The organism is Legionella tucsonensis (assembly GCF_001468035.1).
Lineage (GTDB): Bacteria > Pseudomonadota > Gammaproteobacteria > Legionellales > Legionellaceae > Legionella > Legionella tucsonensis.
The window spans coordinates 83,949-108,923 of the sequence record NZ_LNZA01000012.1 but is presented as its reverse complement, the minus strand read 5'-3'; the positions used below and the strand labels follow the sequence as shown (position 1 = coordinate 108,923).

Sequence of the window (24,975 nt, the reverse complement as noted above, 5' to 3'; positions counted from 1 at the left end):
ATACCACATGCACGCCCTTTAATTCTAAAATTACGCAAACACCTCGTGGGGCATGAGCCTAAGCTGCTTCAGCCCCAAGCTCTGGGTCATTAGATTCTGCTGTTACACGATTAAAATGCCAAGAACTGTAAAGTGCTCCAAGTCCACAAGCAATGAGTCCTAAAGGCAATGCATTGAGTGTTTGCATGAGCAAATAGGCACTTATGATTGTTAATACGGATGAACCAAACATGCGTACAGTATGAATTATGGCGAGTGCAAGACCGGTGTTTTCTTTATAATCTGCAAGCATGATCGACATAGTAGCTGGGGCAGTTAAACTGATCCCTAAATTACAAATTAATGCAAAAGATAGAGAATACAAATTCAATTCATAAAGAGTTGCGCACAATAACATCGCAAAGCCACCGATAATAATGAACCAACTACCAAGATAAATGGTTGCTGCCATGCTGAAATATTTACGAAGCCAAATGCCTAAATAATTTCCAACGATAATATTTAAGCCATTGATAATAAAAATAATGCCATACATTAAGGGCGAAAAACCAAATTGATCAATAATGATATAAGATGAATTAATCACCGACAGCATTACTGCTGCAAAACTAAACATCATAATAAACGAACCACTCCATAAAGAAGGTGATGGAATGATCGCTTGATACGCTTTGATTATTTTTTTTACGATAAAAGGTCCTTGGGGTTGACTCCAAAATGGCGATTCAAATAATCCTTTACGAGATTGAAGCAAGAGCACAATACCGATCACAGCCATTAACATAAAATTAGCTTGCCAACCATAAAAGGTAAAGATAAGCGAACCAAACACAGGAGCAAGGATGGGCGATATTGAAACAATCATAGAAACATAGGATAAAATCTTGGCTCGCTCTACAGTATCTTCAAAATCTCGCGAAATTGAAAAAGCAACCAAATTAGCGCAACATAACGCACATCCTTGTAAGGCTCTACCTAGAATAAGTACCCAAATATTAGGCGCAAGAGCACATATGATGCTGGCAAGCACAGCAACCACTAAACTTCCGGGCAATAAACGACGTCGGCCAAAATGGTCGATTAATGGCCCCCAAACTAATTGGGTCACACCAAAAACAACCAAATAAATACTTAATGTTAATTGGCTTAGGTTATGCGTTGTACCAAAAAAATTGGTGATATAGGGCAACGAAGGTTGATAGAGATCAAAGGTAAGTAAAGAAAAAGCTGATAATAATCCAACAAGTAAAATAGAGGTTCTAGATTGAGACATAATATTCATTTTATAAAAAATAGCGAAGCATTATAGTAAAATCTTTTTACTTTTGCCCTAGATCCAAGAAAAAATTTGAAATGACAGAGTAATCAGTTGAGAAATCTTCAGTTTTGCAGCCGGGTTACGTTGCGCTGCCAACCTCATAGCCGACAAGCTAAACAGAAAGCAATATTGTCATTTCTGTGAGGATAACAGATTTACTTGCTAAATTGAGTAAAATGAAACACTAAATACTCTTAGCTTGACGGCAATGCGTTGCACCAGGCTGCTAACTAAGCCAATTAACCTTTGCGAATCAGATAATTACTCCCCGCATGAATGACTTTTTTCATTCGATTATCCTCTTCTGGATTAGGCTGACATGCTTTAAATGCATCTTTTACTGATGCAACACTAATAGGTAAAACGGGACGGCTATCAGTTTCTAAATAACCCTCTTTATTCTTAAAAATAGTAAAATGATCCGAAGCAAACTCCTGACAATCAGTTAAAGTTTCATCCTGACAAATCGAAAATTTAATGGATCGTTCCACACGATATGATTCACCTACTTCATCAGCGAAAACCATATCACCATATACTACACTGTGGCGGGTTCCACAAAAATAATAACCAAATTTATATTGACCGTTCTCAATAACATCTGTGCGAATATATCGTCCATCACCTTGAGTCAGGCCATTGAGTGTCACAATATGACGCACTTCTTCTTTGGGGGCGCTTTCCGCAACTGCCGAACCACTAAGAGCCAATCCCATGATTAATAAAGTAATTTTTTTCATTTTTTATTCCTTATCTGAAAAACATCCTCAAGGAACGTGTCTTTAAGGATCAATAAACATACTCTAACGTCAATTTGGAGGAAAAATTTTTACCAAACTGGCATCGAGGTCCCATTATCCTAAGAAAAAAAACATTTGAACAGATAAAAAAACATTACTTTTTGGCTAAAAGAAACACAAATAAATTTGGAGTATATCCTTTTTTACAACAAACTTGCTGGACAAGACAAGTAGCAATGACGATAATTATAGCTTTTTCATTTAACATTGCACATGACAACACCACTCATTGAAGTTAGGAATGTTTACAAATCATACGGTAATACTCCCATTTTAAATGATGTATCATTAATCGTTAATAATGGTGAATTTTTAACGTTACTTGGTCCTTCAGGTTGTGGGAAAACCACGTTGCTACGTCTTATTTCCGGTTTTGAATCCCCTACACAAGGCGAAATCTACATCAATGGCAAATGTGTTAACCAATTATCACCACAAAAAAGGGACGTGCATACAGTGTTTCAAAGTTATGCTCTTTTCCCCCATTTATCCGTTTATGAGAATGTTGCTTTTGCTTTACGGTGTAAGAAAGTTCCCGATCAAGAAATTGAAGAGCGTGTTTTTGATGCATTAAAACTGGTGCAGCTTAAAGAGTTTTCAGTGCGTAATGTAAAGCAATTGAGTGGAGGACAACAACAGCGAGTGGCCATTGCACGTGCAATTATCAATAGACCGCAAGTATTGTTATTGGATGAACCATTAAGTTCTCTCGACTACAGACTTAGAAAAGCCATGCAATCCGAATTAAAACAATTGCAGAAAACTCTGAATATGACCTTTATCTTTGTCACTCATGATCAAGAAGAGGCATTATCCATGTCGGATCGCATTGTGGTCTTTAATCATGGACACATTGAACAAATAGGAACCCCTAAATGTGTTTATGAAACGCCTGTAAATCTCTATGTCGCAATGTTTATTGGTGAGGCCAATATATTTGATGTGCACGTTCATTCGCTGCACGATCACGATCTGACAACATTTATCGAGGAAATCCCTTTACTTTGTAAAAATAGCGGTAATTATCACATCGGCGATCGGCTGCATTTGATAGTACGCCCAGAAGATATCAGAGTCTGGAGTTTATCTGAAGTTGAAACCCATGAAGGAATGCTACCGGGTCATATTGTAGATATTATTTATAAAGGCTCAACCGTTGATCTCAAAGTCGCACTTTCATCAGGAAAAATAATTAACGCCTCAGAGTTTTTTGATGAGGACGATGATAAATTGGAATATACGCTTTCTGAGAAAGTGTGGGTGCAGTGGTTACCCGGTTGGGAGGTTTTACTACCTTATGAAGACTAAATCTTTTGCACTTTACATACTGTATTTTTGGTTAATTGTTTTTGGCCTTATTCCTTTATTCATGATGCTCATCGCCAGCTTTCTTTCTAAAGACAGCATGCATCTTGTTGCCTTTCCTTTTACCCTGGAAAATTACGCAACTCTATTTACTCCAGTTTTTGCAAAAATTTATTTTCGTTCTTTATTTATTGCATCTATTGCAACACTGTTGTGTTTGTTTATTGCATATCCATTTAGCTACTTGATGATTAAATCAAAACAACAATCCATCTTGTTGCTGTTGATTATCATCCCTTTTTGGACAAGTTCCCTAATAAGAACTTACTCTTTAATTGCCATCTTGAAGTATAAGGGCATTTTAAATGCACTCTTACTGAAATTACATTTAATTAACGAACCCCTTTCATTACTTTATACCAATTTTGCAGTGATTATTGGTTTAGTTTACAACCTATTTCCTTTTATGGTACTGCCTATTTTCACGAATATGGAACGTTTTGATTTCCGTTTATTTGAAGCAGCTAAAGATTTGGGGGCAAATAAGTGGTCTATCTTTACTCGCGTGTTCTTACCTAATACTGCACCAGGCATTTTATCAGGCTGTTTGCTAGTTCTATTACCAGCAATGACTTTATTCTACATCCCTAATGTTTTAGGAGGAGCACGCTCCATTTTACTGGGTAATTTAATTCAAAATCAGTTTCTTGTCTTAAGTGATTGGCCTCAAGGATCTGCTACCAGCGTGGTGCTCACCACATTGCTTCTCTTATTATTTCTTATTTTTCGACGTCAGAAGAATAGGAGCGTTCAATGAACTCATTAATGAAACGCCTTTTTCTTTCTTTTGTTTATACCTTGCTTTACATTCCAATCGCTGTATTGGTTTTATATTCATTTAACGATGCAAAATTTTCACTCCAATGGCATGGCTTTTCCTTAAAATGGTATCATGAATTATTTCAGGATCGCGGCTTATGGACCGCCTTTTTTAATTCCATCATTTTGGGTCTTATCTCCGCATTAATTGCAACCACTATAGGTTTGTTAGCATCCATCCATTTATTTTTATTTCGCTCGAAACACCGCCAGATTTTATATGCCGTCTTGTTAACACTGATTATTATTCCTGATTTAGTTCTTGGTGTTGCCTTATTAGTTTTCTTTAATATCACCAAAATACCCATGGGATTTTTAAGCTTATTAATTGCCCACGTTACTTTCTGTATTCCTTTTGTAATTGTCATGATTAATGTGCGAATTAATACTTTAAATCCTAATATTTATTTTGGCGCATTAGATCTGGGAGCCAGTCGTTACATTGCGTTAACGCGAATTTTACTGCCTTTATTATGGCCAGCAGTATTAAGTGTTTTTCTTTTAAGTTTTACTTTATCCTTTGATGACGTCATCATCAGTTATTTTGTAGCAGGACCTGATTTTTCCATTCTGCCGTTGACTATCTATTCATTAGTACGTGCTGGTGTTACTCCTGAGCTTAACGCTTTATGTTCGATTACATTTGTTTTATCCATGATTTTGGTGATCATTTCTCATCGTCTCTCAGGGAAACAAGTATGAATTATTTCTTATTAGTGCTGGTCTTTTTTACTTCTAAAGCATTTTCCACCCCTGTTGTGAATGTATATGTTTGGGGAGGAGAAATCCCCAAACAGTTGATTCAGCAATTTGAGCGCGACTCTGGAATTAAGGTTAATTTTTCTACCTATGACAGTAATGAGACAATGTACGCCAAATTAAAGGCAAGTCAGTACACTGTATATGATGTGATTCTTCCCTCCGCTTATTTTGTTGAACGTATGAAACGACAAGGGATGTTGGAACGGCTTGATTACCAGCAATTGCCCAATGTGAATAATCTGGATGAACGTTTTGTGAATAATGATTATGATCGCGGCAACCTCTACAGTGTGCCAATTATATGGGGAGCAACAGGTATCTTTTTTAATCATGGTACGGTAACCAAGCCGCCTAAAACATGGAAAGAATTGTGGGCCCCTAAATGGCATAATCAACTAATGCTTTTGGATGACTCACGCGAAATTTTTGCAATTGCCTTGATGAGCCTTGGATTTGATCCCAATGATACAAATCCAGAGCATATTAAAAAAGCCTATGAGCATTTATTGCAACTTGTACCTAATATTAAATTATTTGCGAGTGATAGTATTCAGGCCATTATGATCGATGAAGATGCAGCAATAGGTTCTGCATGGAATGGTGATGCATTTAAAGCACATGAAGAGAATAAAGCAATTGAGTTTGTCTATCCTGAAGATGGTTTTGTTATCTGGGTTGATTGTTTGGCTATTCCTAAAAATCCGCCTCATCGGAAAGAGGCCCTGCAATTTATTAATTTCATTCTTAAAGCAGAATCCAGTGCACAAATCGCTTTAAGAGAAGGACATGGAATTACTAATGCAAAAGGAAGGGCTTTATTACCCGCTTCCATTAAAGATAATCCCATGATTTATCCACCCAGAGCCATCATGGAAAAAGGTCAATTCCAGCATGATGTTGGCGAAAAAACCATCATGCTCTATAACCAGTACTGGGAGCACTTAAAGCTGGTTTTTTAGTAATAAATGCCTTTATTTTAAACTGTTGATTTGACTTCTCATATAGATGAACATTGGTTATGAAGTTCATCTAATGAATGTTGGTTTAAAATTTAAAATCCATAAGTAACATATAATTTTTTAATAAAAGGTATTTGAATTTAAAACCACCTTGTTCTATATGTATAAAAACAAACCAATATTTGGGATTGTTATGTCCTTTAATTTTTCTTCATTTCAATTTGACAAAAGTTCATCAACTGAAGCAAAAGTAAAAATTACTCTTGAACTTATTAATTCTTTGATTTCCAGAAGTTCGACACGAGAATCGTTAAAAACCGATGGTTATCCTGAAAATGGTGACATTGAACAGACTATACGTTCTTATCAGAATAAAGGTTTAAGTCTTTATGAACAAAGTTTAAGAGCGATGGAAACTGGCTGTGGAAATTGTCAGGAAATGGCTTACGCCAGTGGGTTATTATTAAGAGCAGGGGGATTTACAGGAAAACTTCAAGTCGCCATATTTGGAATAAATCATGCTTTTTTAATTGTAGATGATTATATTCTTGACCCTTGGTCTAGGAGCTTTTTCCCTTTTTCGACATGGAAAGATAACTTAAAAGCTTATGGCGGCTCCGTCAAAGAAGGAGTTATGAGGGGACGAGTCCTCTCTGCAAATCATTATGAGCTAGAGGATGAGGAGCCTGAGGTTTCTAAAACGTTACCCACAGAACTTGATCAATGCTTACCGTCATTAGAAAACCGAACTAAATTGGCGATTTTGGTTGGAGAGTGTTTGAGTAAAATGCAGAATTCAAAATCAGATCCCGATACAGATAAGCCTCTAACCATGAATAACATTTAATCTTGCTGATTTGTAACGACTCCATCAATTCATTAAACAAAATCTTCGATCACTCTTAAATTTGGCTTTAGGAGTTAAGCGCTTTCATGGTAGAATAATATTTGTACATTGGGGGTGCCCATTATGGCTGAGAGGATAACCCAACCCTTTGAACCTGATCTCATTCGTCTGAGCGGAGGAAAATGTGTCTATTGTTTTGTTTTCAGGTATTATTGCTTTTATTACTTCTTTTATTGGTTTGTTGCCACAAATTATCAAATCCTTAAAAACCAAGTCAACTCAAGATCTCTCCATGATCATGTTGATTAATTACTTCATTTGTTCTGTAGCATGGATTATTTATGGGAGCAGCACAGATTCCTTTTTTGTGATCAGTGCAAATGTAGTGGGTTTGATTGTCAGTCTACTGCTTATTCTCTTGAAAAGACATTATGATGCACGATGTAATTAATTTAACAGGATATCAATCTATTTTATGCCTCAATGGAGATTTACCTGAATCCTCTTTTTTTAATAGGATGAACCTACCCGTCATTGCCGCTGATGGGGCCGCAAACAGTTTATTGGCGCGTGGAGTTTGTCCTCAATTAATTATGGGAGATTTGGATTCTGTCCAGCCAATGATTCTGGAAAAGCATCCTTTTCTTCATTCACCAGATCAAAATCAAAGTGATTACCAAAAAGCAATAGGTTATTTAAAAGATAATGATTTACTCCCTGCCATTATTGTTGGCATAAATGGTGGGCATTTGGATCATATACTGAATAACATGAATATTTTTATGGAAACAAACTGTCTTTTATATGCCCCTCCCATAAGAGGTTTTGTTCTCCATGAACAATGCAGGATGAATTATTTGTTACCTACTCAGACAAAAATTTCATTAATGGGAATACCTAAAGCAACTCTATCCTCAAAAGGTTTACAATGGGAGCTCAATAACACTCCTCTTTCCTTTCCAGGAAAAACATCATGTTTTAATCGAACTCAATTGCCCGAAATCGTTTTGGAGGTTCATCAAGGCTCCGTTCTGGTTTTGATTTACGAACACATGATTGAGGATGCGGGGTTATCTGCCCGATAAACTCCTTGCAGAGAAATAAAAAATTCTTGCAAATATCATTCTAAATAACTGCTAATTTTTAGCTCCTATTTAATTTACTTCAATGGAGCAGTGATCATTTGCAATCACTAAAGTCACCGCACTGTCTTTTGTCAGCACTTTAGAACCACACAAAACATCGGGGCCGAATGCCGAATTTTTTCTATACCCAAATATATATTCCCTATTTGCTGGTCCTTTCCCTGAATGAATTTTGCCTCGAGACCCTGATCGTTTACCATCCACTTTAAAACCTAAAGCCGCGGCTGTTTTCTCATTGGTTTTTACATGAACTTTAATCATATCATTAGCAAACGCTTGAATTGAAAAAGAAACTAGGACTATGCCGCTCAAATTTTTTAGAGATTTTTTTATCATAATAAAACACTCCTTGTTTTATGTACTTTTAATATAATCCATTTAACGAATTAGGGAAAATCATTATGGATAAAATGCAATTTATTTGATCTATAAGATTATTTTATATATATTCAGTGCTTTTCGTAGGCATTCGTGTTTGGCTTTTTCTCTGGATTCCTTAAAGCTGGACTGAACACTGTGCATGCACTGTTCTCAGGCCCATCAAAAACACTGGATAAATGCGATAAGCCCAACAAAGCCACTATCAGGCATTTGCGGACATGATGACCTCACTTAATTTTCATGAGCAACAAATTGTTGCGAGAAAACAGTATTGGTGCACCCAAACCTATTTTCTGGCTCAATAAATTAAAAACAATACACAACAAATTCAAGAGATAATAAAATCTTCTGTTTCCATTGAATCCGAAAAGACCTTTTTAGAATCATAAATCAATTAATAGTCGCAATAGATAATGAAGAAAATATAAATAAATTAATACATCTTCTTGAGCTGGACAGTAATGCCGTCGCATCAACCAGGCTAAAAACAAATAAAGAAGAATCCTCCTTTCACCAGGAATTCACTTATTTAATGGAGACGTCATTCAATTAATAAAAAAATTGAATGACCAAGGTGCTGCAGTAGTAACAAACAATGCTGCAAACTCACATCGAGATGAAGCAGCAAAATATTTTAGAGGTTCTGTAAAAGAGTTATTTTCTCAATATACAGATTCTACTTTAAAAAATGGCATTGCATTTTTGTGATGTCCCTCAACGCAATATTACCAAGGTCAATATGCTTTTAAAGATCAACCAGAATCAATTGAAGTGGTTGATTATCAAAAACGCTACTTAAAATGGGTATTAACCATTTGTTCCAAATTACTTGATAAAAATGCCCCTTACCTTGAATCTGGTGAGTTTTTGAATAACCCGAGTCACATCGTTTTGCTGTACTCAGGCTATTCTAAACTTATCCTAGTGCGTTGTTTTTCCTTTATCATCGCCAAACAACCAATCCATACTTACCTCAAGCTCATTGGCAATTTTTTGCATGGAATTGGAATCCAAAGCAACACCATATAGCAGCGCTTCAATTTTAAATTTAGGTAATTGGAATAATTTAGAGCACACTTGCACGCGTTCTGTCATTAAGGCAGGAACACCAAGCTCATCAAGCTCTTGATTCAAACGCTCTGTTAGTTTCTTGTTTGACATGGTAATCTCCTCTTGACTTTTTATCAGTGTAAAACAGATAAGCTTAAGGATTGATTAACAAAACACACTATGAAAGAAAAAATTAAATTCTTTTCTCACCAGTAAAAAAGTGAGCGACATTTATAGGTGATTATGAGTCCCACTGGAATTAAATAAAAATATTAAGTACCTTATATTAACGAAACACTACATCTAAAATCTTAATCATGGGAAAAATAAATTTAGAAGAATACCTTAAAAAAATAAAAATTATTACTCCTTCGCTAACTGATACCTCGCATGAAGATAAAATTGATTTTTTAAGAAAAATTTATTTCGCTCATGTCCAGACTTTTCCATATTCAAACTTTGAATTACGAAAAATTTCCAAACAACATCTTATTCAAAGAAATTCATTGTCTTTTTTTAGTTATAAAGATTTGCTTTCTGCAAAAGATGGAGGATATTGCTTTCAAACGGCTGGTTTATTATTCGATGCATTATCACAACTGGGGTATACCGTTTCACTTTGTGCCGCACGAGTTCTTCTAGGAGCGAACCCTAATGCCCCTGAAATACTTCAGTTCCCTCCTACTCACCTTATATTAACAGTGCAAATTGATGCGCAAAAGTTTCTTCTGGATCCTGGATTAGGATCTTCAGCCCCTCGCTTCCCTATACTCATTACGGGAAAAAATGAATCGATTGCTCAAAACGAAGATGAATTTAAGTTTTACCCTATTGATAACATCCATGTTCTCGAGAAGAAAACAAGAAAAGGATGGTTTCTCTTAATGCAGACTGATTTGATTCCTATAAGCGAAGAAAAAGCAGCAATGAACTTGCTCAAATTAGAACGGCATCCAGAAAAACTTGCGATACGTGATGTCAAAACAGTTATTGGGATAATTACAGAGCATGGTCGAAAATCATTGGTTTGGGATGCGCAATCAAAACAGTTAAAATATTCAGCAAATGAGGGTAAAGTATACACAGAAAAAGTTTTAGCCAGCTTTGAAGAAGGTCAACAAGTACTGGTTGATGAATTTGGTATTGATATTTCAGCTAAAACATTAAAAACTTACTGCACAGATACTTTACCCTTGCCCATAAAACCTTGGACAATTTATTTTCCTCTCGATCAATCTGAACTAAAAGAAATGGAGAAAAACTTAAGGCTTTCCCTTTGACCTCTTTGAGTTAACAAAGTTTATTTTGTAGATCACACTATCTGTACGAAATCGTAACTGCTCACTTAAGCTATTAGCCACACCTAGGTAATGCTGGCTATTAACCGTAAAAACCGCAGCATTAACTCCACCATAGGTTGTAATGTTTTGTATCACCTGAAATTTACCATCTATCCATTGATATAACTGGGATAATAATTTCGTTTTCGGATTCGCTCTAGACCCGGTAATAAAGTTGATCCGAAATAAATAATGTTTGCCATGATTTGAGAAAAATACAAAATCTCGACCACCTAAACCTTCTAACACTTGAAACAGTTGAAATTGCTTACCGTCCCACTGATAAATAATTGACGCGTTAAGAAGATTAGCGCATGCCAAGTAAAATTTTCCACCTATAGTAAAATGAGTAAATGCACGTCCACCAGCTTGTGGAACGCTTTGGAATAAAATAAATTTTGTTCCATTCCAACGATAAATAGCTGAAGCGTTCACATGATCTGTGAGTGCTAGATAATAAGCGCCATCTAACGAAAAAAAATCCCATCCATAACCCCACTTTGTAGGAAGAGTTTGAAAAGGAACAAATTTTTTACCGTTCCATTCATAAATGATTGAATCGGTATTGTTTGTTATTTTACTGTTAGGTAAAACAACTCCATTAGCAAATGCCAAGAAGTGTCGTTTTTCAATAGAGAAAGCATAAGCACTTTTAGAGGCATAGGTAAAAAATTGCTGAATTGGATAAAAATAGTGGCCATCCCAGCGATATAATTTTGCATAGGTATTCAAGTTATATGGAGCTTTGGCTCCTGAATGTATTGAAGATGTAGCAAGATAAGCTTGATTTCTGATTTTGAAAAAGGCAGTGCCTTCATTACCATGTCCTGGGATTTTTTGATATAACATAAACTTATTCCCAATCCACTTATAAATAAGCACATCAATATCAGCATTACCACCATTAATATTTGCTGGAGTATTAGACACATCCTGAGCTAATTGCGGCACAGCGATATATTGAGAACCATCAATCGTAAACGGCGTCATACCTCTTGCACCCGATGTCTTTAAGTATTGATAGGGGGAAAGCATCGCCTCTTTTGCTTGCCCCCAAACTGGTAATGCAAAAAAAAAGACAACACCTATCAGTAATTTTTTAGTCACTATTGAATCCTTGGATTATCCTGAGGATAAGCGGATATGCCTTGGGGAAATCCAGTGGTAAGGCCAGGAATACTTATTTCATTGTAATCCCAGCTCTTTGCAGCAAGTTCACCAGCCATCCAAAATCCTACTGTATTTGACAACATTTGCGTTGGATCTGCTAATGAAAATTTTAACCGTATTAAAAAATCTTCAATCTTAGGTTGTTTTGAATAAGCATAATCACCGGGTATTGCGGGACGATCAGGTAAAAAGATACTGGGAATATTGGTAAAAACTTTATTAGCGATTAGTGTGCGATTATGCCTCGATGCCCATATATTATTGTAATAGTCATAATCAGCAGGAGGTATTTTTTTTTCACCTAATGAAGATTTAACTGCTGCATAAGGAGCGATATAAATTCTATCGGAGGGCAAGGTGTTATTGGAAAGTGCCCCAACAAAGGGAACCAACCAATTACTGTCTTTAGTCACACCCGCCGAAACATTTGATCCGGCAACAAAACGAATGATTACTTTTGCATTGGGCCAATCAATATTTAATTGAGCTATTTTATGTTGAAGCTCATCCATGCTTTGTAAAGCGGTTAACATAAACGTGCCAACCATTACATTATTATAAGGAATTGGATATGTATTATTCCCATCAAGAAAATTATTTTGTAACGAGTTCATATCAAATATTTGTTTCTCACCAAGAACCTCACTCATGTAATTACCTGCCATGGAACAAGCATAATCAATCATATTATGAATTAAAGTTAAATGCGGTTTCCAAGCAGGCGCATTAACTTGTTCCAACCAGTTATTTTCTGTTTGCGTATTTATTTCTTTTACCGCTTTAACATCTTTGAGTAAGTTTTCCATTTGCGGCTTCCAATTGCTATCACCATTTTCCTTTATTTTTGCAAGATACATCAACGCTGGACCAATATGTGATACTGCAGTCATTTCCGTAAAGCCCGAGTTTGGGGCAGTACGCATCAATTGCTCCAGCTCTAATTGATGATCACTGTTATAAATATACAGTGTTGAATTGATAAACAAGATCAATGAACCATTATCTTGTTGCACTAGGTTACTGTTTTTTTGCAGTTCTGACTGGAATAAAGTTTGAGAAATATTGATTTTTTCCTTAGGGTATTGTGCATCTCCATTTCCAGTAAAATCATAATATAAATTCCAAAACGCTGGAGGCGTCGTATAACCATTATTTGCTGTAGTGCCACTTTCATTTTGATTGGCCACAGCCATAGAACTATGAACATTTTTATAATGCAAATCAGTGTGGGCAAGAACTATGTCATTACAACCAAAGACAAATAATACGACATGGAAGATTCTTATGTTTGATATTTTCATAACAAAAATCCTTCTATTCTTCACAGCAATACAGTGTGAACGATTCATTTTTGCTCACAAAGAGCAGCTAAGAAGTTATTCCCTTGCTTGTTCTATCTCCAGTTTAAGAAATTTCTTACACAAATATGAGACAAAAAGGCGATGATAATTTAGAACATTTTGTTAAGCTTAACATACGAGGAATGACAATGGATGTCTTAATAAGGAAATTTATAGCTCATGGAAGATGCTATACCACAAGGACGTGGTTAACCTCCTCGTATTAGTCTGCTTATAAGTCTGATTATGTGCCCATTAATCAGACTTAATTCATTTGTTTTATAGTCATCTTACACTTGTAATCGAATAACTAAAAAACCACATTATCATCTTAAATCTAACTAGGATAATTTCTCTTAATTCATCATGAAATCGCTTTTTTGAGAGGCACTCTATATTCACTGCTGTCATATTTATTTACTTTAGAGCCACGATTAGCAGGTATTGATAATTAATGAATTTTTAAATCTTTTTTGTGTCATGACCCTCCACTTATTTGATTTATTTTTAACTTGTTAATGTTTTTTTTTCATAAGAGCCGCGTTTAAATATCACTAAGATCAAATTGAAGTCTTAAAGTATAAATAATGTCTTGACTAGAGGCCATTTGTGGTACATCTTATTCTCATGCTACCCTTTCGGACCAAAATATGCTCATTAATGACTTGTTTAACTGGTTTCAAGGAGATGAAGAATCTTTTCATCTCGTCAATCAATACCTATCAAAAGAGCTTCTCAAATCGGAACAATCTCAAGCAGAAAGAATAAACCGTATGCTTCTAAGTGAAGTACGATTTGCCAAATTAAGCGGCCTTGAAACAAGTGATGCCAAAAGCAAGTTAGAAAAGCACATCTTATATATGGATTATCTTGAGTTTTGCAGCCAACAATTCACAGTGGCTCCCAAAAGTTCTTTAATATTAGTCACCTTAAAATATCTACTGCCTAAAACGCAAAAGGAAGACCTCCATCTGAATGCCAAATTGAATGAGTTATTTGCGGCTTTATTGCATAACGACAAGGAAAATGCTCTTTCTTTTTATCAACAAAACGAAACCTTATTTAAAAATCATCCTGAAATTCAAAAACGGGTTGAACTTGTGTTATGTGAACAAAAACGTGATGCAGCAGTGAAACGAGTTGAATACCTTTTAAGTTATTTAAGCAAAAAATTATCCAATCAAAAAAATCCTCTAGGAATCATTGGATTATGTAGAGAGTGGCTTAGTGACACAGAACAGTTTACTGCATTAATACTCTGGTTGTTAGAGCGTCATGTCAGTACAAAACAAATTCTCCAAACCTATTTACTTCATGATTTTCTTAAATATCATTTATTTACTTTGCACTCAGAGGATAGCGAAGTTTTTCAGTTATATGCTCTGCTCAGTCTCTTCCCAGAGGCCAAACTACTTGTGGAAACAGCCCAACAAATTGGTAGTGATGAACGAGGATTTGAACATTATGCACTTAATGGGATTCTAAGCGAGAAAAAACTTCAGAGTATCCCATTAAAATCACAATCCTTAGAATTTTCATTAACAACATCGAATTTTTTGGCCTTACATGAACTTTTTGGTCCGACTTTTCTAACTGCAGCAGTAATCACTTCGGTAGATCATAAAAATTTAAACTGGTTGGAAGCATTAAGACAAACCTTGAATCAACCAGAAATTGTAACAAATGAAATTCCCAGGCTTATTAATAGTATTGCTCACGAATCCTCTCCTCAAGTCCTAGAGAACTTAGCTGCTTTAATCGATGATCATACAGCACAATACTTACTGTCCAAAAATGAAGGAGCTGTATTTCACCTATTACCTTATAAACCAAATCTTTTTGAATACATCAATGAAAAAAACGTTACCGGATTTATCCATCAAATCACAGTACGGCATACTTCTGAGCAAGAAATTATTTTTCAATTAATGGCTTTATTCTCGTTGCTTTCGAAGAAAAAAAATCCGATGGCGCAACTCGTATTCCAAGCAATTATCGATAATCTTGTGCACCATCCTCTTCTATTAGAAGATGAAAAATTATTGCGTCAGTTAAGAAAATACCCAGATTGCAAGCTAATACTTAGCCAAAAAAGTGAACAAATAAAAAAGCAAGTCAATGATTGTATTATTGAACAAGCTACTAAACCTCCATTCAGCAGCCACAATTATCATATTATCGAAGATATCTGGGTTGATGCAACTCGAAAACTTGCTGTATTTGATCTCATTTCACCGCAAGATACTTTCAATCTTAATCATAAATATGCTCTTCAGGTAAAAATTGCCGAAATTACTTTTTTTTATCATAGAGACTATTTTGATCTGGATGCCTTTATTGAATCATTATCCCCTCCTCCTGTAGTGGCAGAAAATGGAGTAAGCGAATACGAGCGTATTCTTATTGAAATTCTTGCGGTCATCGATAATGAATCGATTAGGGAGCAAATTATTAGCAAACTGGAGAATTATCCAGTACACCGGCTTGATTGGGTAAAAAAAGAATATGAAGGCAAAACAATTTTCCTTAAAGCCGCACAACATGGCAATCTTGGATTACTCGCTTTTTTGAAAGATCAAATTGCTCCAGAAACTTTTAATGTAGCAATAATTACCGCCGTAAAAGCAAATCAATGGGAATTTGTAGATAGGCTCTGCCGAATTAATAAAGTGCACTTGAGTAAAGATGAGATTGAAACACTTATACTCCAAGCAGCAGAGCATGGCCAAATTAAAATTATAAAATACCTTTTAGACACTTATGATTATGAACCTTCCACTGCTGAAGTGATGAAAATTCTTAATCAAGCAATTAAAAATAACAAACTCAATGTTGTTGAATATTTTTACATCTTTTCTGACAAGATGCCAACTCAATCAGTGATTAATAAATTATTTAACTCAGCAGTCGAATTGGAGTTTTGGGATATAGCCCTATTTATTGCGGACTCAGAAAAACATCCTCCCTCTCTGTTAACTATTGAAAAAGCATTTACTCATGCTGCAAACACAATGCAGGTGGAAGCAATGCAACGGTTTTGTACTTTATCAACAAACATCCCACGCCCCGACGTGATCCACCGAGCGTTTGTAAAAGCATCTCAATCAGGCCATTTACCAATAGTTCAACGTCTTCATGATTTACCTGAAAAGTTGCCGCGAGCAATTATTGAAAAAGCTGTTGAACAGGCAATCATTAATGGGCATAAGGAAACTATTAGCTATTTATATAACTCATCCAGTTATCCACCAAATCAATCTTTGGTAAATCAAGGATTTATGACTGCTGTAAAAACCGGAAAAGCAACTCTAGTTGAGTTTTTTTGCTCCCTGGCAATTAAGAACAAACCGACTCAATATGTTATCAATCAAGCAATGTATTTGGCAGCCAAGCAGGCGCAAGTGGAACTATTTAGTTTCCTCCGTAGTTTAGAACAGAATTCCCCTGGAAAATCGGTTATAAAACATGCCTTTCTTCTTGGTGTAAAAAGTGGAAACCTGAGCATTGTTGATTACTTTTGTAACAATGAAATGGATTCACTTAATCAAAGAGATATTGAAGAAAGGCTAATTTTAGCAGTGAAACTTAAAATCCCCCAAATTGCTCGATATTTATGTGAGCTTCCTATAAACGTACCACAAAAAAAATCCCTCAGGATTGCGTTTAATAAAGCGGTTTCAAGTGGTCAAAATGAACTTGCTGACTATCTAAGTAAACAATTACACAGCAAAAAAAGCCATCAGCAAACAATAGACTGTAAAATGGTCCATAGTGCAGGAGCGAATCATGAGCCTGAAATAGAGAACATCTTGGAGCTAGATACCCTCTCAAAAATCGGCTTAGAAATTGATGATAATCCAACAAAAAAGAACAACTTAACCATGGATTGCATAGAAAGTGCTCAGGAATCTGATATGAATCATGTTCCTGAAGTTGGATTACCATTAAAGAAACATGGGCTTTTTAAAGTAAAAATACCACAAAACACACCTTCTGCATCAGCTGAATTTAGAGCGCTTGATTTATAGTAATTAGTATGTTTGATTTTTTTATGATAATTGAAAGTTGAAACTATCTTTCTAGAAAGATAATTGAAACCGTTGCATAATCACACGTTCATTGGGACGGTTTCTCACTTTACTTGTCGAAGCGGTTGCATAGTCGCCAGCGGTTAAGCATCCTGGTGTCTCAGGGGCATTAATCCCTCCTGTTGAACACCCCCCAACAAAATTAGTTTGATCATATTCTGTCATAATGACCATATTTCTATTTAAAAACCAATTAATCCCTACTCCCCAGGTATTCGCTCTTTGTACGGATAGCCTAGGATCAGCAAAGGTGTAATTAGTTTGCTCTTCTTCAGTAGTAAAAGAATTAAAAATACGATTATCCATCGCTAATTGTGACCACCTCGCGACTAATTGAAACGCACCCCATGCCCCCCTCTCTCTAGGAGAGAAATTGCGATTAGGTTTTAACGACCCAAATGTAAAGGGTTCTTGAGTCAAATTATAAACCACTTGAATTTCTGCCGCATGGTTCGTCACAGCAATGAATTGAAGATCATCAGCGTTGGAGAAAACAAGCCCTTTAGACAGAGTTTGCTGAGTTTGTGTCCATTCACCAAATACACCAAAAGGCCCTAGGAACCAAAAAGCTTGAGGATGTAGTCTTTTTCTTGGCCCATTCCCATGTACATCTATTTCATAAAAGAAAATTGGATTTTGGCCAACAGAAACTAGAGCGGGTGGATTGCTTTGATTGTTTACTTCTTCTGTACTCCCAGCGATGCCAACTCCTAAATTTCTTAAAAGTGGCAAAGAACCACTTAAAAAAGGATTAGTAAACAAGCGAACTTCAAATACTTTATTCGCTAAAGTTGCTGTCTCTGAATTAAATGTAGTGGGCGTAACAGGATTTAATCCGGGATTGGTATTATCAAAAGTCCCTGTTAATACCCCCACTTCATAAGAAAACCAGTCATTAAATTTGTTGTATTTATAATTATAAGGAGATTGAGTGGTTTTTCGCTTTGGACCTACAGCTCCGTAGAATACGAAACCATATTCTCTACTTGGCGCCATCATCGTTGCATAACCACGTTCCACTGTATTGTTCGTAGCCGCTCCTCTCAATCGATCAAATCCTGTTAAGAGGCTTTTTTGTTTGCCGGCTCTTAAACCGAACACTTCAAAATAATGCAAATCAATAAGGGCATCAAATAAGCGAGCTTGACCTTGGCCAAAATCCGGAGTGAATAAGAAATCATTATATTTCAAGAAAGTACCATTAAAAATGGGGCGTACACGTCTCATCCAAAATCGGTCAACATTCTCTTGGTTAATCATCTCGGTACTTTCGACACCATTATTTATGGTCAATCCCTTTACATTGAAAAAAACATCTTGGTCAAATTGATAAAGACCATGCAGAAATAATTTGTTCTGGTTATCATTTGAAATAAAGCCAAAGCCATCTTGACTAGCTATCGCATAACCATAGTGCAATATATTCTTTTCTTTTTCATTAGGAGTACCAGCAACAATAATTTGACAAAAAGAGAGTAATAAACTTGCTAATAGAGATTTAAAATAGCGGGAATTTAGATTTATCGACACAACATGATCTTCCTTAATCCTTAATTCATGCCGAATATTGCCAGAAATTCTAGATATGTGCAAAACATAAAAATGAACTTTCATACCTATCTTAAAAACGAAAAACTGTTTCTTCATAAGTTAACTCTTCTCCCATTTTTACTCGAAGTATATGCTTTATAAAATCCAGGAAATATATAATAACTTAATGATTATATTCAATTTATGTGTGGTTAGACTATATTTTATCCATTAAGCGAATTTTTAAATTCACCAATAGACTGTACTAAAATACAAAGTAGAGCTCTATGCTCGGCATGATAGGACCGTCAGAAAGAGACAGAATTTAGGGACACGTTAAACTGGGAGATATTTATGCGAAGATATTGTATTCAAGCAGCCATGTTTCAGTTACCAATCCCATTTTTTAATCGTTTTGCCCATGATTTTTGGATTTTAAGAGAAATTGAAAGTAATAACGTAATTGCCCAATTACATGGGCTTGCTACGTCAAGAAAAAGCGGGAATATAGTACCTATTGGATATAACAAAGATCATAGTTTAAAAGCCTACTGTATTGCCTACGATACTGAATTTGCCAATCAATACGGTTTGCCACAAGGAACTTTTGCATTACCTATTCATGTCCATCGCACTGTGTATCTAAAAGAAGATTGTGTCCACCACTGGCTACAAGGAATAAACGCAATTAAAACAATTAATGATTTGGACCTTAATTATCCCCCTTACGGATTCACAATTCCTTTATCAGCTACCATCAATAGCAACTCCATTTATCATACTTTTGCGCAGGTAATGGAAATACCGTTACACACCTTTGATGGTTTTTTTCATATAGGAATAGAAGGTTCTCTCTATGACCAAATTAAATATCATTTATAAATAAATTTTTATTAAATCAATTAGCATATATATTCCATAAAATCTTAAGGTTTTGTTTTTTATAAGACAAGTCTTTACCCCTCTTGATATTTTCTGTAGTCTTTCATTTTTTAAATTTAATGAATAAGGATCTTTCATGCCTAATTTCTCTACGTTTAGCATTTACGAAAAAGAAATGCGCGCTTTCATCAGTAAAGTTGCCGAAACAACTCCCTTAGAACACAATAAACTGACAGCATGGTTTTATAGTGAGGGGATAATGCAGTTTCGTGAGGGGCAAAGTGCGGATTACTACCCTTACATCAATGATAATCTCAAAAAATTTAGTCATAGGCCATTGATATCCAAACAACACTCCATGGGACAAACACTAACTGGTTTCATTGCTCTTAAAAACGCATTCATCGGTCAGTTTGTAAAAGATCAACTCGAACTCAAAGATAAATTAGAATCTTTGTTTACCCATACCTTTTATAATGCCATAGAGAGTCATTTACCCTATATTATTATTCAAAGTGAAATATCTTCCGAATTGAACGCCTATCAAGATAAAAACAGCGGTCCTCTTGAACCTGTAGAAGCACTTAAGCTTGCAATTAAAATGTTTGAAGAAAAACGCTTAAATAATACTGCGCTGGAAGAGGATTTTAAAAATCAATTACTTCTAATGCATGAGTTCTTAGATTATTTAAGTAAACAAGCAGTATCTTCTGGGCAGCAGTTCTTTAAACCTAGTGACAATAATACGGCGCACACAACTTCAGAACAACTTACTCTCAAATAGTTAAGTCAGCATTTTTAATTGGCTTGTTTCTATTCTTGCGCTCGGATTATGTAAATCCGGTTCATGGTAACCCGGAATGAAGGTAATTCAAACCCGGGTTCCACTATAAAATTTATTTTGTTAATAACTTGGATACTTCAATGAAAACTTATAGAAAAGAATTATGGTTTCATGTTCCTGGTCGCATGGGATTTATAAATATAACCGATAAAGTACGCGAATGCTTAAACGACAGCGGTATTCAGGAGGGGTTTGTTTTAGTGAATGCAATGCATATTACTGCGTCTGTTTTTATTAACGATGATGAAGAAGGTTTGCATCAAGATTATAAAAAATGGTTGGAACAAATTGCACCCCATGAACCCATATCGCATTATCAACATAACAATACTGGAGAAGACAATGCCGATGCCCATATCAAGAGACAAATAATGGGCAGGGAAGTTGTCGTAGCGATTACGGAAGGAAAGCTTGATTTTGGACCTTGGGAGCAAATTTTTTATGGTGAATTCGATGGATGTCGCGATAAAAGAGTCTTAGTGAAGATAATAGGGGAATAGTGTCTTAGAGCATGATATGGAATACTAGAACCTTTTGCTGTAGCAAAGGACATAAAATTGAGCTCTAAGAATTTAAATAATAATGATTTTTTTGGGAATTCTATCGTTTATCGTACAAAGGATTCTTGGGGAGATATTTTCATAGTCGATAAAGGGAATATTAGAGCGTTAAACTTTGATCCAGTCTACGATCAAACCGGCATTTACATTCAGTATCCTCATATTCCTGTACATGAATATACTCGTGTCATGGTGTTAGTACTTGCATTTGTTAAACCAAGACATATCACTTTATTAGGATTGGGTGGAGGAAGTTTAATTCACTGTCTTCATTTTCTTTTACCTGAATGCTTCCTTTTTTGTATCGAGTTACGTGAAAAAGTGTATGATGCAGCAATAGATTTTTTTCAATTACCGAAAGCCCAAAACATCGAAATAATGATTGCAGATGCACAAATTGCACTCAAATTTCAAAAAAGTAACAATACTCAAATAGTTTTTGCTGACTTATATCTTGATTACGGAATGGACTTATTTCAAATTCAGCAACAATTTATAGAGCATACTTATCGTGTTTTGGATGATCTGGGTTGGCTGGTTATCAATTTTCATGAGCTTCCTAAACTGGATTCCTTTTTTATTCAATGCATGCAAGATTATTTTGCTGATCTGTTTATTTGTCCAACAGTGAGCGACAATTATATTTTATTTGCCAGTAAATCTTCTGTTAAAGATTTGCATTTAGACAACCATCAAATACCCCTTGCTGAATTAGAAAATAAGCTCAATATCAAGTTACTCCGTTTATTTAAAAAAATAAAACGCTATAAGAATGAGACACATGAAGAATTAACACGATCATAAAAAGGAATAATAATGTTACGAGTGACCTTATTTGGGGAATATCTAAAAATTTTCTGGGCTATTCTGATTGCTTTTCCCTTAGCGAAAAATAGATGGTTGAATATATTAAGAGATGTCTGCACTGTTTCGATTATAAAAACATAGTAAAAGGATAATTGGAGGTATACTGTTTATTAAAAGTATGTTTCATAGGAAATAAAAAAACCGCTATTTTTCAGCTCTGATCACATAAATGGGTAAGATGAACTCGTATTTATCTTGATGTTTTTCATGGCACTCTTGCTCATATGCCCTTACTAACGCTTCATTGAGGATCCCTATTTTATCCGATGGGATTTGACCATGAAAAAATGCAAGTCCATTCACAAACTTACGGAAAATATCCAGAGAGGGCAACATAAGCTCATGCTTAAAATGCTCCACTATGATTTGTTGAAAAGGAAGCGCATGCATTCTTTCTTCCAAATGATGGAAATTCTGGAAATCTACAGGGGGCGTAAATTGATTTAAACAGCTAAATTCTCCGGACGATTTTATAGTGTGATAGCTTCTCATGAAAGAATCATCACCCGAAGGAAAAAGAGTTAAAACCTTTCCTCCAGGCTTTAAGGCATGATAAATATTTAAAAAAACGGTTTCAATATCAAAGGCACACCAGTGTAAACACCAAAATGATACGATGTAATCAAACTGCTTATCGAATTTCATTGTTAACACATCTGCTTGTTGGCAACTCGCATTAGGGTAATTCGCCATTGCTTTTCTGGCCAATTGCAACATATTCTCAGAAGCATCTATCCCAAGAAGCGAACCGTGAGGAATTTTATCTAAAATTTTGCGGCTGAAAACTCCATTCCCACAACCGATGTCCAATACCTGATCCGTCGGTTTTATAGTTAAATAGTTTAAATAATTATCTGCGATGCTGGCTTGAATATAAGAACCTATTGCATAATCATGAGCAGGCCATTCTTGAATTAGCATTGTTATTCCTTGTTAGCAGATATTTCTTACTTAAAGCATTAGCAAAAAACTTTTACCCGAATCCAACATAGCACGATTACCTCAAGAGTAAAACTGCTTTACAATAATAGTGATACTCCATTTACTCATTACTTTATTTTTTTTAACAGAGTGTTGGACAGTACAAAAGGCATGTATGATCAATTTAAGAAATTTCTTACAAGAATTTAAGCAAGTATAACCATGACCTTTTAAAAAAATTTGATATGCTTAACAAGAACGAGGAATGACAATGGATGTCTTAAAAGGAATTTATAGCGTCACGGAAGATGCAAAACCACAGGGATGTGGTAGCTCCTCCTCGTATACTTCATAGCCATTTCCACTAGTTTCTCAAGCTATGGAGCATGACAGCGAATTCAAATGAAAATCTTATTTACACAAGATCCGAAAAACAAACACTTACTATTTATTATATTTGTCCTATTTCAGGATGTTCTATCCCCTTTTCCTCAATTTTTTTCATTGTATCTTTAACAATTTTATCGATTGCATCCACGGAGTCTGTGGTAATCCATTTTTTTAAACCCAATTTATGAGCTACTCGGGTAAATGCTCCTTGACCAATCTCAAGTGTTTTGTACTCATTTGTATCCTTAAACGCCTTTAGATACTCTTGAATTTCTTCTGTAGTCTTAAATTGTTCAATTTTAGATTTAAAATTTAATAAAATATGGGTCTTTAATTCATCTCCTTTCATATTTTGATATCGTGATTTGAATTCCTGAGAAGCATTGACAACAGTCTCTGTTGTGACTTCATAATCATGTTTTCTCGGTTTTTCTAAATTTGCAGGACTATAAACCGTTTTAATATAGGTTTTTTTTAGTTCCTCTTTGAGATCTTGAATATTAGGAGATGCCTTTGAGGACATATAATGTTGAGCAGTGGCTAAGCCTTTCCCAAGACTTTTTTGAGTGTCGTTGTTTATCCAATCTTGTATCTGCACCAACTTTTGTAACTTAGTAACCGCTGTTTTGTGTGGCTCTTGCAGATCGTTAATTTGCACGCTTTTCATTTCGAGAACAATTGACACATTCATTCCAAGCGTATCTCGTATTACCTTCTCGTATTCGACTCTTAGCTGTGTTATTTCTGCATTTATCTTTTTCAGATCCTCTCCAACCTGTTTAAAAGGAATCATATTATCTCCCAATATCATAAAACGATTGGGGGGGGTCTCAAGATCTTCAAACTCAAGTAAATTGAGATAACTGTCATCAAAATAATCTTCTTCGAGTTCAGAACCATCTTGAGTTAATTCTTTACGTAATTCTTTTAGCTGTTGTTGCTTATTAACTGGATAGCCCTCTGGATCCGTAGTTTTATATTCCGGATGCTCCTTTACATACTGAGCTATGGCTGATTTTTCATTTTTAATTTCTTGCTGTATTTGAGCTTCTAATTTATATATCTCTGCCAGCTCTGCTTCTGGAATTAATAACTTTTCAAGATCAAGTTTTGCTTTATTTAATTTACTATGTTCAGGTTCTTCAGCTGTTTCTAATTTTTTCTTCAGTCCCTCTATTTGCTTCACATAATCTTCATGCATACCTAATCTCTTTCGATTGTTTGCATTCGCAAGAAAAAGTTCTTCAAACGATTTGAGTTGTTCAAAATAGGCGAATTGCTTACCAAACATATAATCTACAGAAGTAGATACTTTAATTGGCTTACCTGCAAGTTCCTCTGAAAGGCTGGCAACTGCATCAGCAGTGCTTTTAAGTTTATCGTCGGTCATTGCTTTTGTAGGTAAATTCAATGACTGAACAAATTTACTTCTTTGAGTAAATAAAATAATCTCGTCATAACCACCTTCACGTAGTCGTTTGACCAGATTGAGATTTAGTTCACCGTTTATAAGAAGACACCCATCAATATCAACTAGTGCTACTTTTTTTTTCTTGCGCGCTTCAAGTTTATCGTCACTCATATTTTTGCCTTAAAA

22 protein-coding genes and 1 riboswitch are annotated in these 24,975 nt (G+C 35.4%); of the genes, 13 read left to right on the top strand and 9 right to left on the bottom strand.

What is annotated here, in order from left to right:
• Nucleotides 1–58: 58 nt before the first annotated feature.
• Together Ltuc_RS14475 and Ltuc_RS14470 are read right to left on the bottom strand one after the other, a co-directional pair.
• Entirely contained in the window at nucleotides 59–1,273 is a 1,215-nt protein-coding gene (locus tag Ltuc_RS14475) for a multidrug effflux MFS transporter (RefSeq protein WP_058522069.1), read from the bottom strand.
• A 284-nt stretch (nucleotides 1,274–1,557) separates the two neighbouring features.
• On the bottom strand, nucleotides 1,558–2,058 hold the full coding sequence (locus Ltuc_RS14470; RefSeq protein WP_058522068.1) for a hypothetical protein: 501 nt from the start codon (nucleotides 2,056–2,058) through the stop codon (nucleotides 1,558–1,560).
• 273 nt (nucleotides 2,059–2,331) lie between these two features.
• On the opposite strand from Ltuc_RS14470, the gene potA reads away from it, so the two are divergent.
• The 7 genes from potA (at nucleotide 2,332) to Ltuc_RS14430 (ending at nucleotide 7,955) form a co-directional block, all read left to right on the top strand.
• Nucleotides 2,332–3,426, top strand: a complete 1,095-nt coding sequence (gene potA / locus Ltuc_RS14460; RefSeq protein ID WP_058522066.1) for a spermidine/putrescine ABC transporter ATP-binding protein PotA — start codon at nucleotides 2,332–2,334, stop codon at nucleotides 3,424–3,426.
• The gene (locus Ltuc_RS14455) at nucleotides 3,416–4,240 is read left to right on the top strand and encodes an ABC transporter permease (RefSeq protein ID WP_058522065.1); all 825 of its coding nucleotides are present in this window, start codon (nucleotides 3,416–3,418) and stop codon (nucleotides 4,238–4,240) included. Before potA ends, Ltuc_RS14455 begins: the two co-directional genes overlap by 11 nt.
• A complete protein-coding gene (locus tag Ltuc_RS14450) occupies nucleotides 4,237–5,004 on the top strand; it encodes an ABC transporter permease subunit (protein ID WP_058522064.1) in 768 nt (255 codons plus the stop codon). Before Ltuc_RS14455 ends, Ltuc_RS14450 begins: the two co-directional genes overlap by 4 nt.
• A complete protein-coding gene (locus Ltuc_RS14445; RefSeq protein WP_058522063.1) occupies nucleotides 5,001–6,023 on the top strand; it encodes an ABC transporter substrate-binding protein in 1,023 nt (340 codons plus the stop codon). Before Ltuc_RS14450 ends, Ltuc_RS14445 begins: the two co-directional genes overlap by 4 nt.
• A gap of 193 nt (nucleotides 6,024–6,216) precedes the next feature.
• On the top strand, nucleotides 6,217–6,870 hold the full coding sequence (locus Ltuc_RS14440) for a hypothetical protein (protein WP_058522062.1): 654 nt from the start codon (nucleotides 6,217–6,219) through the stop codon (nucleotides 6,868–6,870).
• Nucleotides 6,871–6,970: 100 nt separating this feature from the next.
• Nucleotides 6,971–7,068: riboswitch (TPP riboswitch) on the top strand.
• On the top strand, nucleotides 7,055–7,321 hold the full coding sequence (locus tag Ltuc_RS14435; protein ID WP_058522061.1) for a SemiSWEET family sugar transporter: 267 nt from the start codon (nucleotides 7,055–7,057) through the stop codon (nucleotides 7,319–7,321). It overlaps the preceding riboswitch by 14 nt.
• The gene (locus tag Ltuc_RS14430) at nucleotides 7,305–7,955 is read left to right on the top strand and encodes a thiamine diphosphokinase (protein WP_058522060.1); all 651 of its coding nucleotides are present in this window, start codon (nucleotides 7,305–7,307) and stop codon (nucleotides 7,953–7,955) included. The genes Ltuc_RS14435 and Ltuc_RS14430 overlap by 17 nt, the downstream gene beginning before the upstream one ends.
• A 69-nt stretch (nucleotides 7,956–8,024) precedes the next feature.
• Here the strand turns inward: Ltuc_RS14430 and Ltuc_RS14425 are convergent, their stop codons facing one another.
• Both Ltuc_RS14425 and Ltuc_RS14420 read right to left on the bottom strand, forming a co-directional pair.
• On the bottom strand, nucleotides 8,025–8,351 hold the full coding sequence (locus tag Ltuc_RS14425; protein ID WP_058522059.1) for a hypothetical protein: 327 nt from the start codon (nucleotides 8,349–8,351) through the stop codon (nucleotides 8,025–8,027).
• A gap of 966 nt (nucleotides 8,352–9,317) precedes the next feature.
• On the bottom strand, nucleotides 9,318–9,557 hold the full coding sequence (locus Ltuc_RS14420) for a hypothetical protein (RefSeq protein WP_058522058.1): 240 nt from the start codon (nucleotides 9,555–9,557) through the stop codon (nucleotides 9,318–9,320).
• 206 nt (nucleotides 9,558–9,763) lie between these two features.
• Between Ltuc_RS14420 and Ltuc_RS14415 the strand changes: the two genes are divergently transcribed.
• Nucleotides 9,764–10,726, top strand: coding sequence for an arylamine N-acetyltransferase family protein (locus Ltuc_RS14415; RefSeq protein ID WP_058522057.1), 963 nt, complete (start codon nucleotides 9,764–9,766; stop codon nucleotides 10,724–10,726).
• Here the strand turns inward: Ltuc_RS14415 and Ltuc_RS14410 are convergent.
• Complete coding sequence (locus tag Ltuc_RS14410) at nucleotides 10,709–11,893, bottom strand: hypothetical protein (RefSeq protein ID WP_058522056.1); 1,185 nt, start codon at nucleotides 11,891–11,893, stop codon at nucleotides 10,709–10,711. The genes Ltuc_RS14415 and Ltuc_RS14410 overlap by 18 nt on opposite strands.
• Nucleotides 11,893–13,257, bottom strand: coding sequence for a DUF5624 domain-containing protein (locus Ltuc_RS14405; protein ID WP_058522055.1), 1,365 nt, complete (start codon nucleotides 13,255–13,257; stop codon nucleotides 11,893–11,895). The genes Ltuc_RS14410 and Ltuc_RS14405 overlap by 1 nt, the downstream gene beginning before the upstream one ends.
• Before the next feature lie 689 nt (nucleotides 13,258–13,946).
• Here Ltuc_RS14405 and Ltuc_RS14400 point away from each other — a divergent pair.
• Nucleotides 13,947–17,324: an ankyrin repeat domain-containing protein gene (locus Ltuc_RS14400; protein WP_058522054.1), complete on the top strand. Its 3,378-nt coding sequence runs from the start codon at nucleotides 13,947–13,949 to the stop codon at nucleotides 17,322–17,324.
• A 51-nt stretch (nucleotides 17,325–17,375) separates the two neighbouring features.
• Here Ltuc_RS14400 and Ltuc_RS14395 read toward each other — a convergent pair whose 3' ends face one another.
• On the bottom strand, nucleotides 17,376–18,914 hold the full coding sequence (locus tag Ltuc_RS14395; protein WP_162264370.1) for a porin: 1,539 nt from the start codon (nucleotides 18,912–18,914) through the stop codon (nucleotides 17,376–17,378).
• 354 nt (nucleotides 18,915–19,268) lie between these two features.
• Here Ltuc_RS14395 and Ltuc_RS14390 point away from each other — a divergent pair, with 354 nt between their 5' ends.
• The 4 genes from Ltuc_RS14390 to Ltuc_RS14375 all read left to right on the top strand — a co-directional run bounded on the left by Ltuc_RS14390 (nucleotide 19,269) and on the right by Ltuc_RS14375 (nucleotide 22,004).
• A complete protein-coding gene (locus Ltuc_RS14390; protein ID WP_058522052.1) occupies nucleotides 19,269–19,796 on the top strand; it encodes a hypothetical protein in 528 nt (175 codons plus the stop codon).
• Between the two features lie 136 nt (nucleotides 19,797–19,932).
• Nucleotides 19,933–20,580, top strand: coding sequence for a hypothetical protein (locus Ltuc_RS14385; RefSeq protein WP_058522051.1), 648 nt, complete (start codon nucleotides 19,933–19,935; stop codon nucleotides 20,578–20,580).
• A gap of 140 nt (nucleotides 20,581–20,720) precedes the next feature.
• A complete protein-coding gene (locus Ltuc_RS14380; RefSeq protein ID WP_058522050.1) occupies nucleotides 20,721–21,140 on the top strand; it encodes a secondary thiamine-phosphate synthase enzyme YjbQ in 420 nt (139 codons plus the stop codon).
• 57 nt (nucleotides 21,141–21,197) lie between these two features.
• Complete coding sequence (locus Ltuc_RS14375) at nucleotides 21,198–22,004, top strand: class I SAM-dependent methyltransferase (protein ID WP_058522049.1); 807 nt, start codon at nucleotides 21,198–21,200, stop codon at nucleotides 22,002–22,004.
• Nucleotides 22,005–22,211: 207 nt separating this feature from the next.
• On the opposite strand, the gene Ltuc_RS14370 is transcribed toward Ltuc_RS14375, so the two are convergent.
• Both Ltuc_RS14370 and Ltuc_RS14365 read right to left on the bottom strand, forming a co-directional pair.
• Nucleotides 22,212–22,988, bottom strand: a complete 777-nt coding sequence (locus Ltuc_RS14370; protein WP_058522048.1) for a class I SAM-dependent methyltransferase — start codon at nucleotides 22,986–22,988, stop codon at nucleotides 22,212–22,214.
• Between the two features lie 451 nt (nucleotides 22,989–23,439).
• Nucleotides 23,440–24,960 (bottom strand): hypothetical protein, encoded by a 1,521-nt coding sequence (locus tag Ltuc_RS14365; protein WP_058522047.1) that lies wholly within the window; start codon nucleotides 24,958–24,960, stop codon nucleotides 23,440–23,442.
• Between the last annotated feature and the right edge of the window lie 15 nt (nucleotides 24,961–24,975).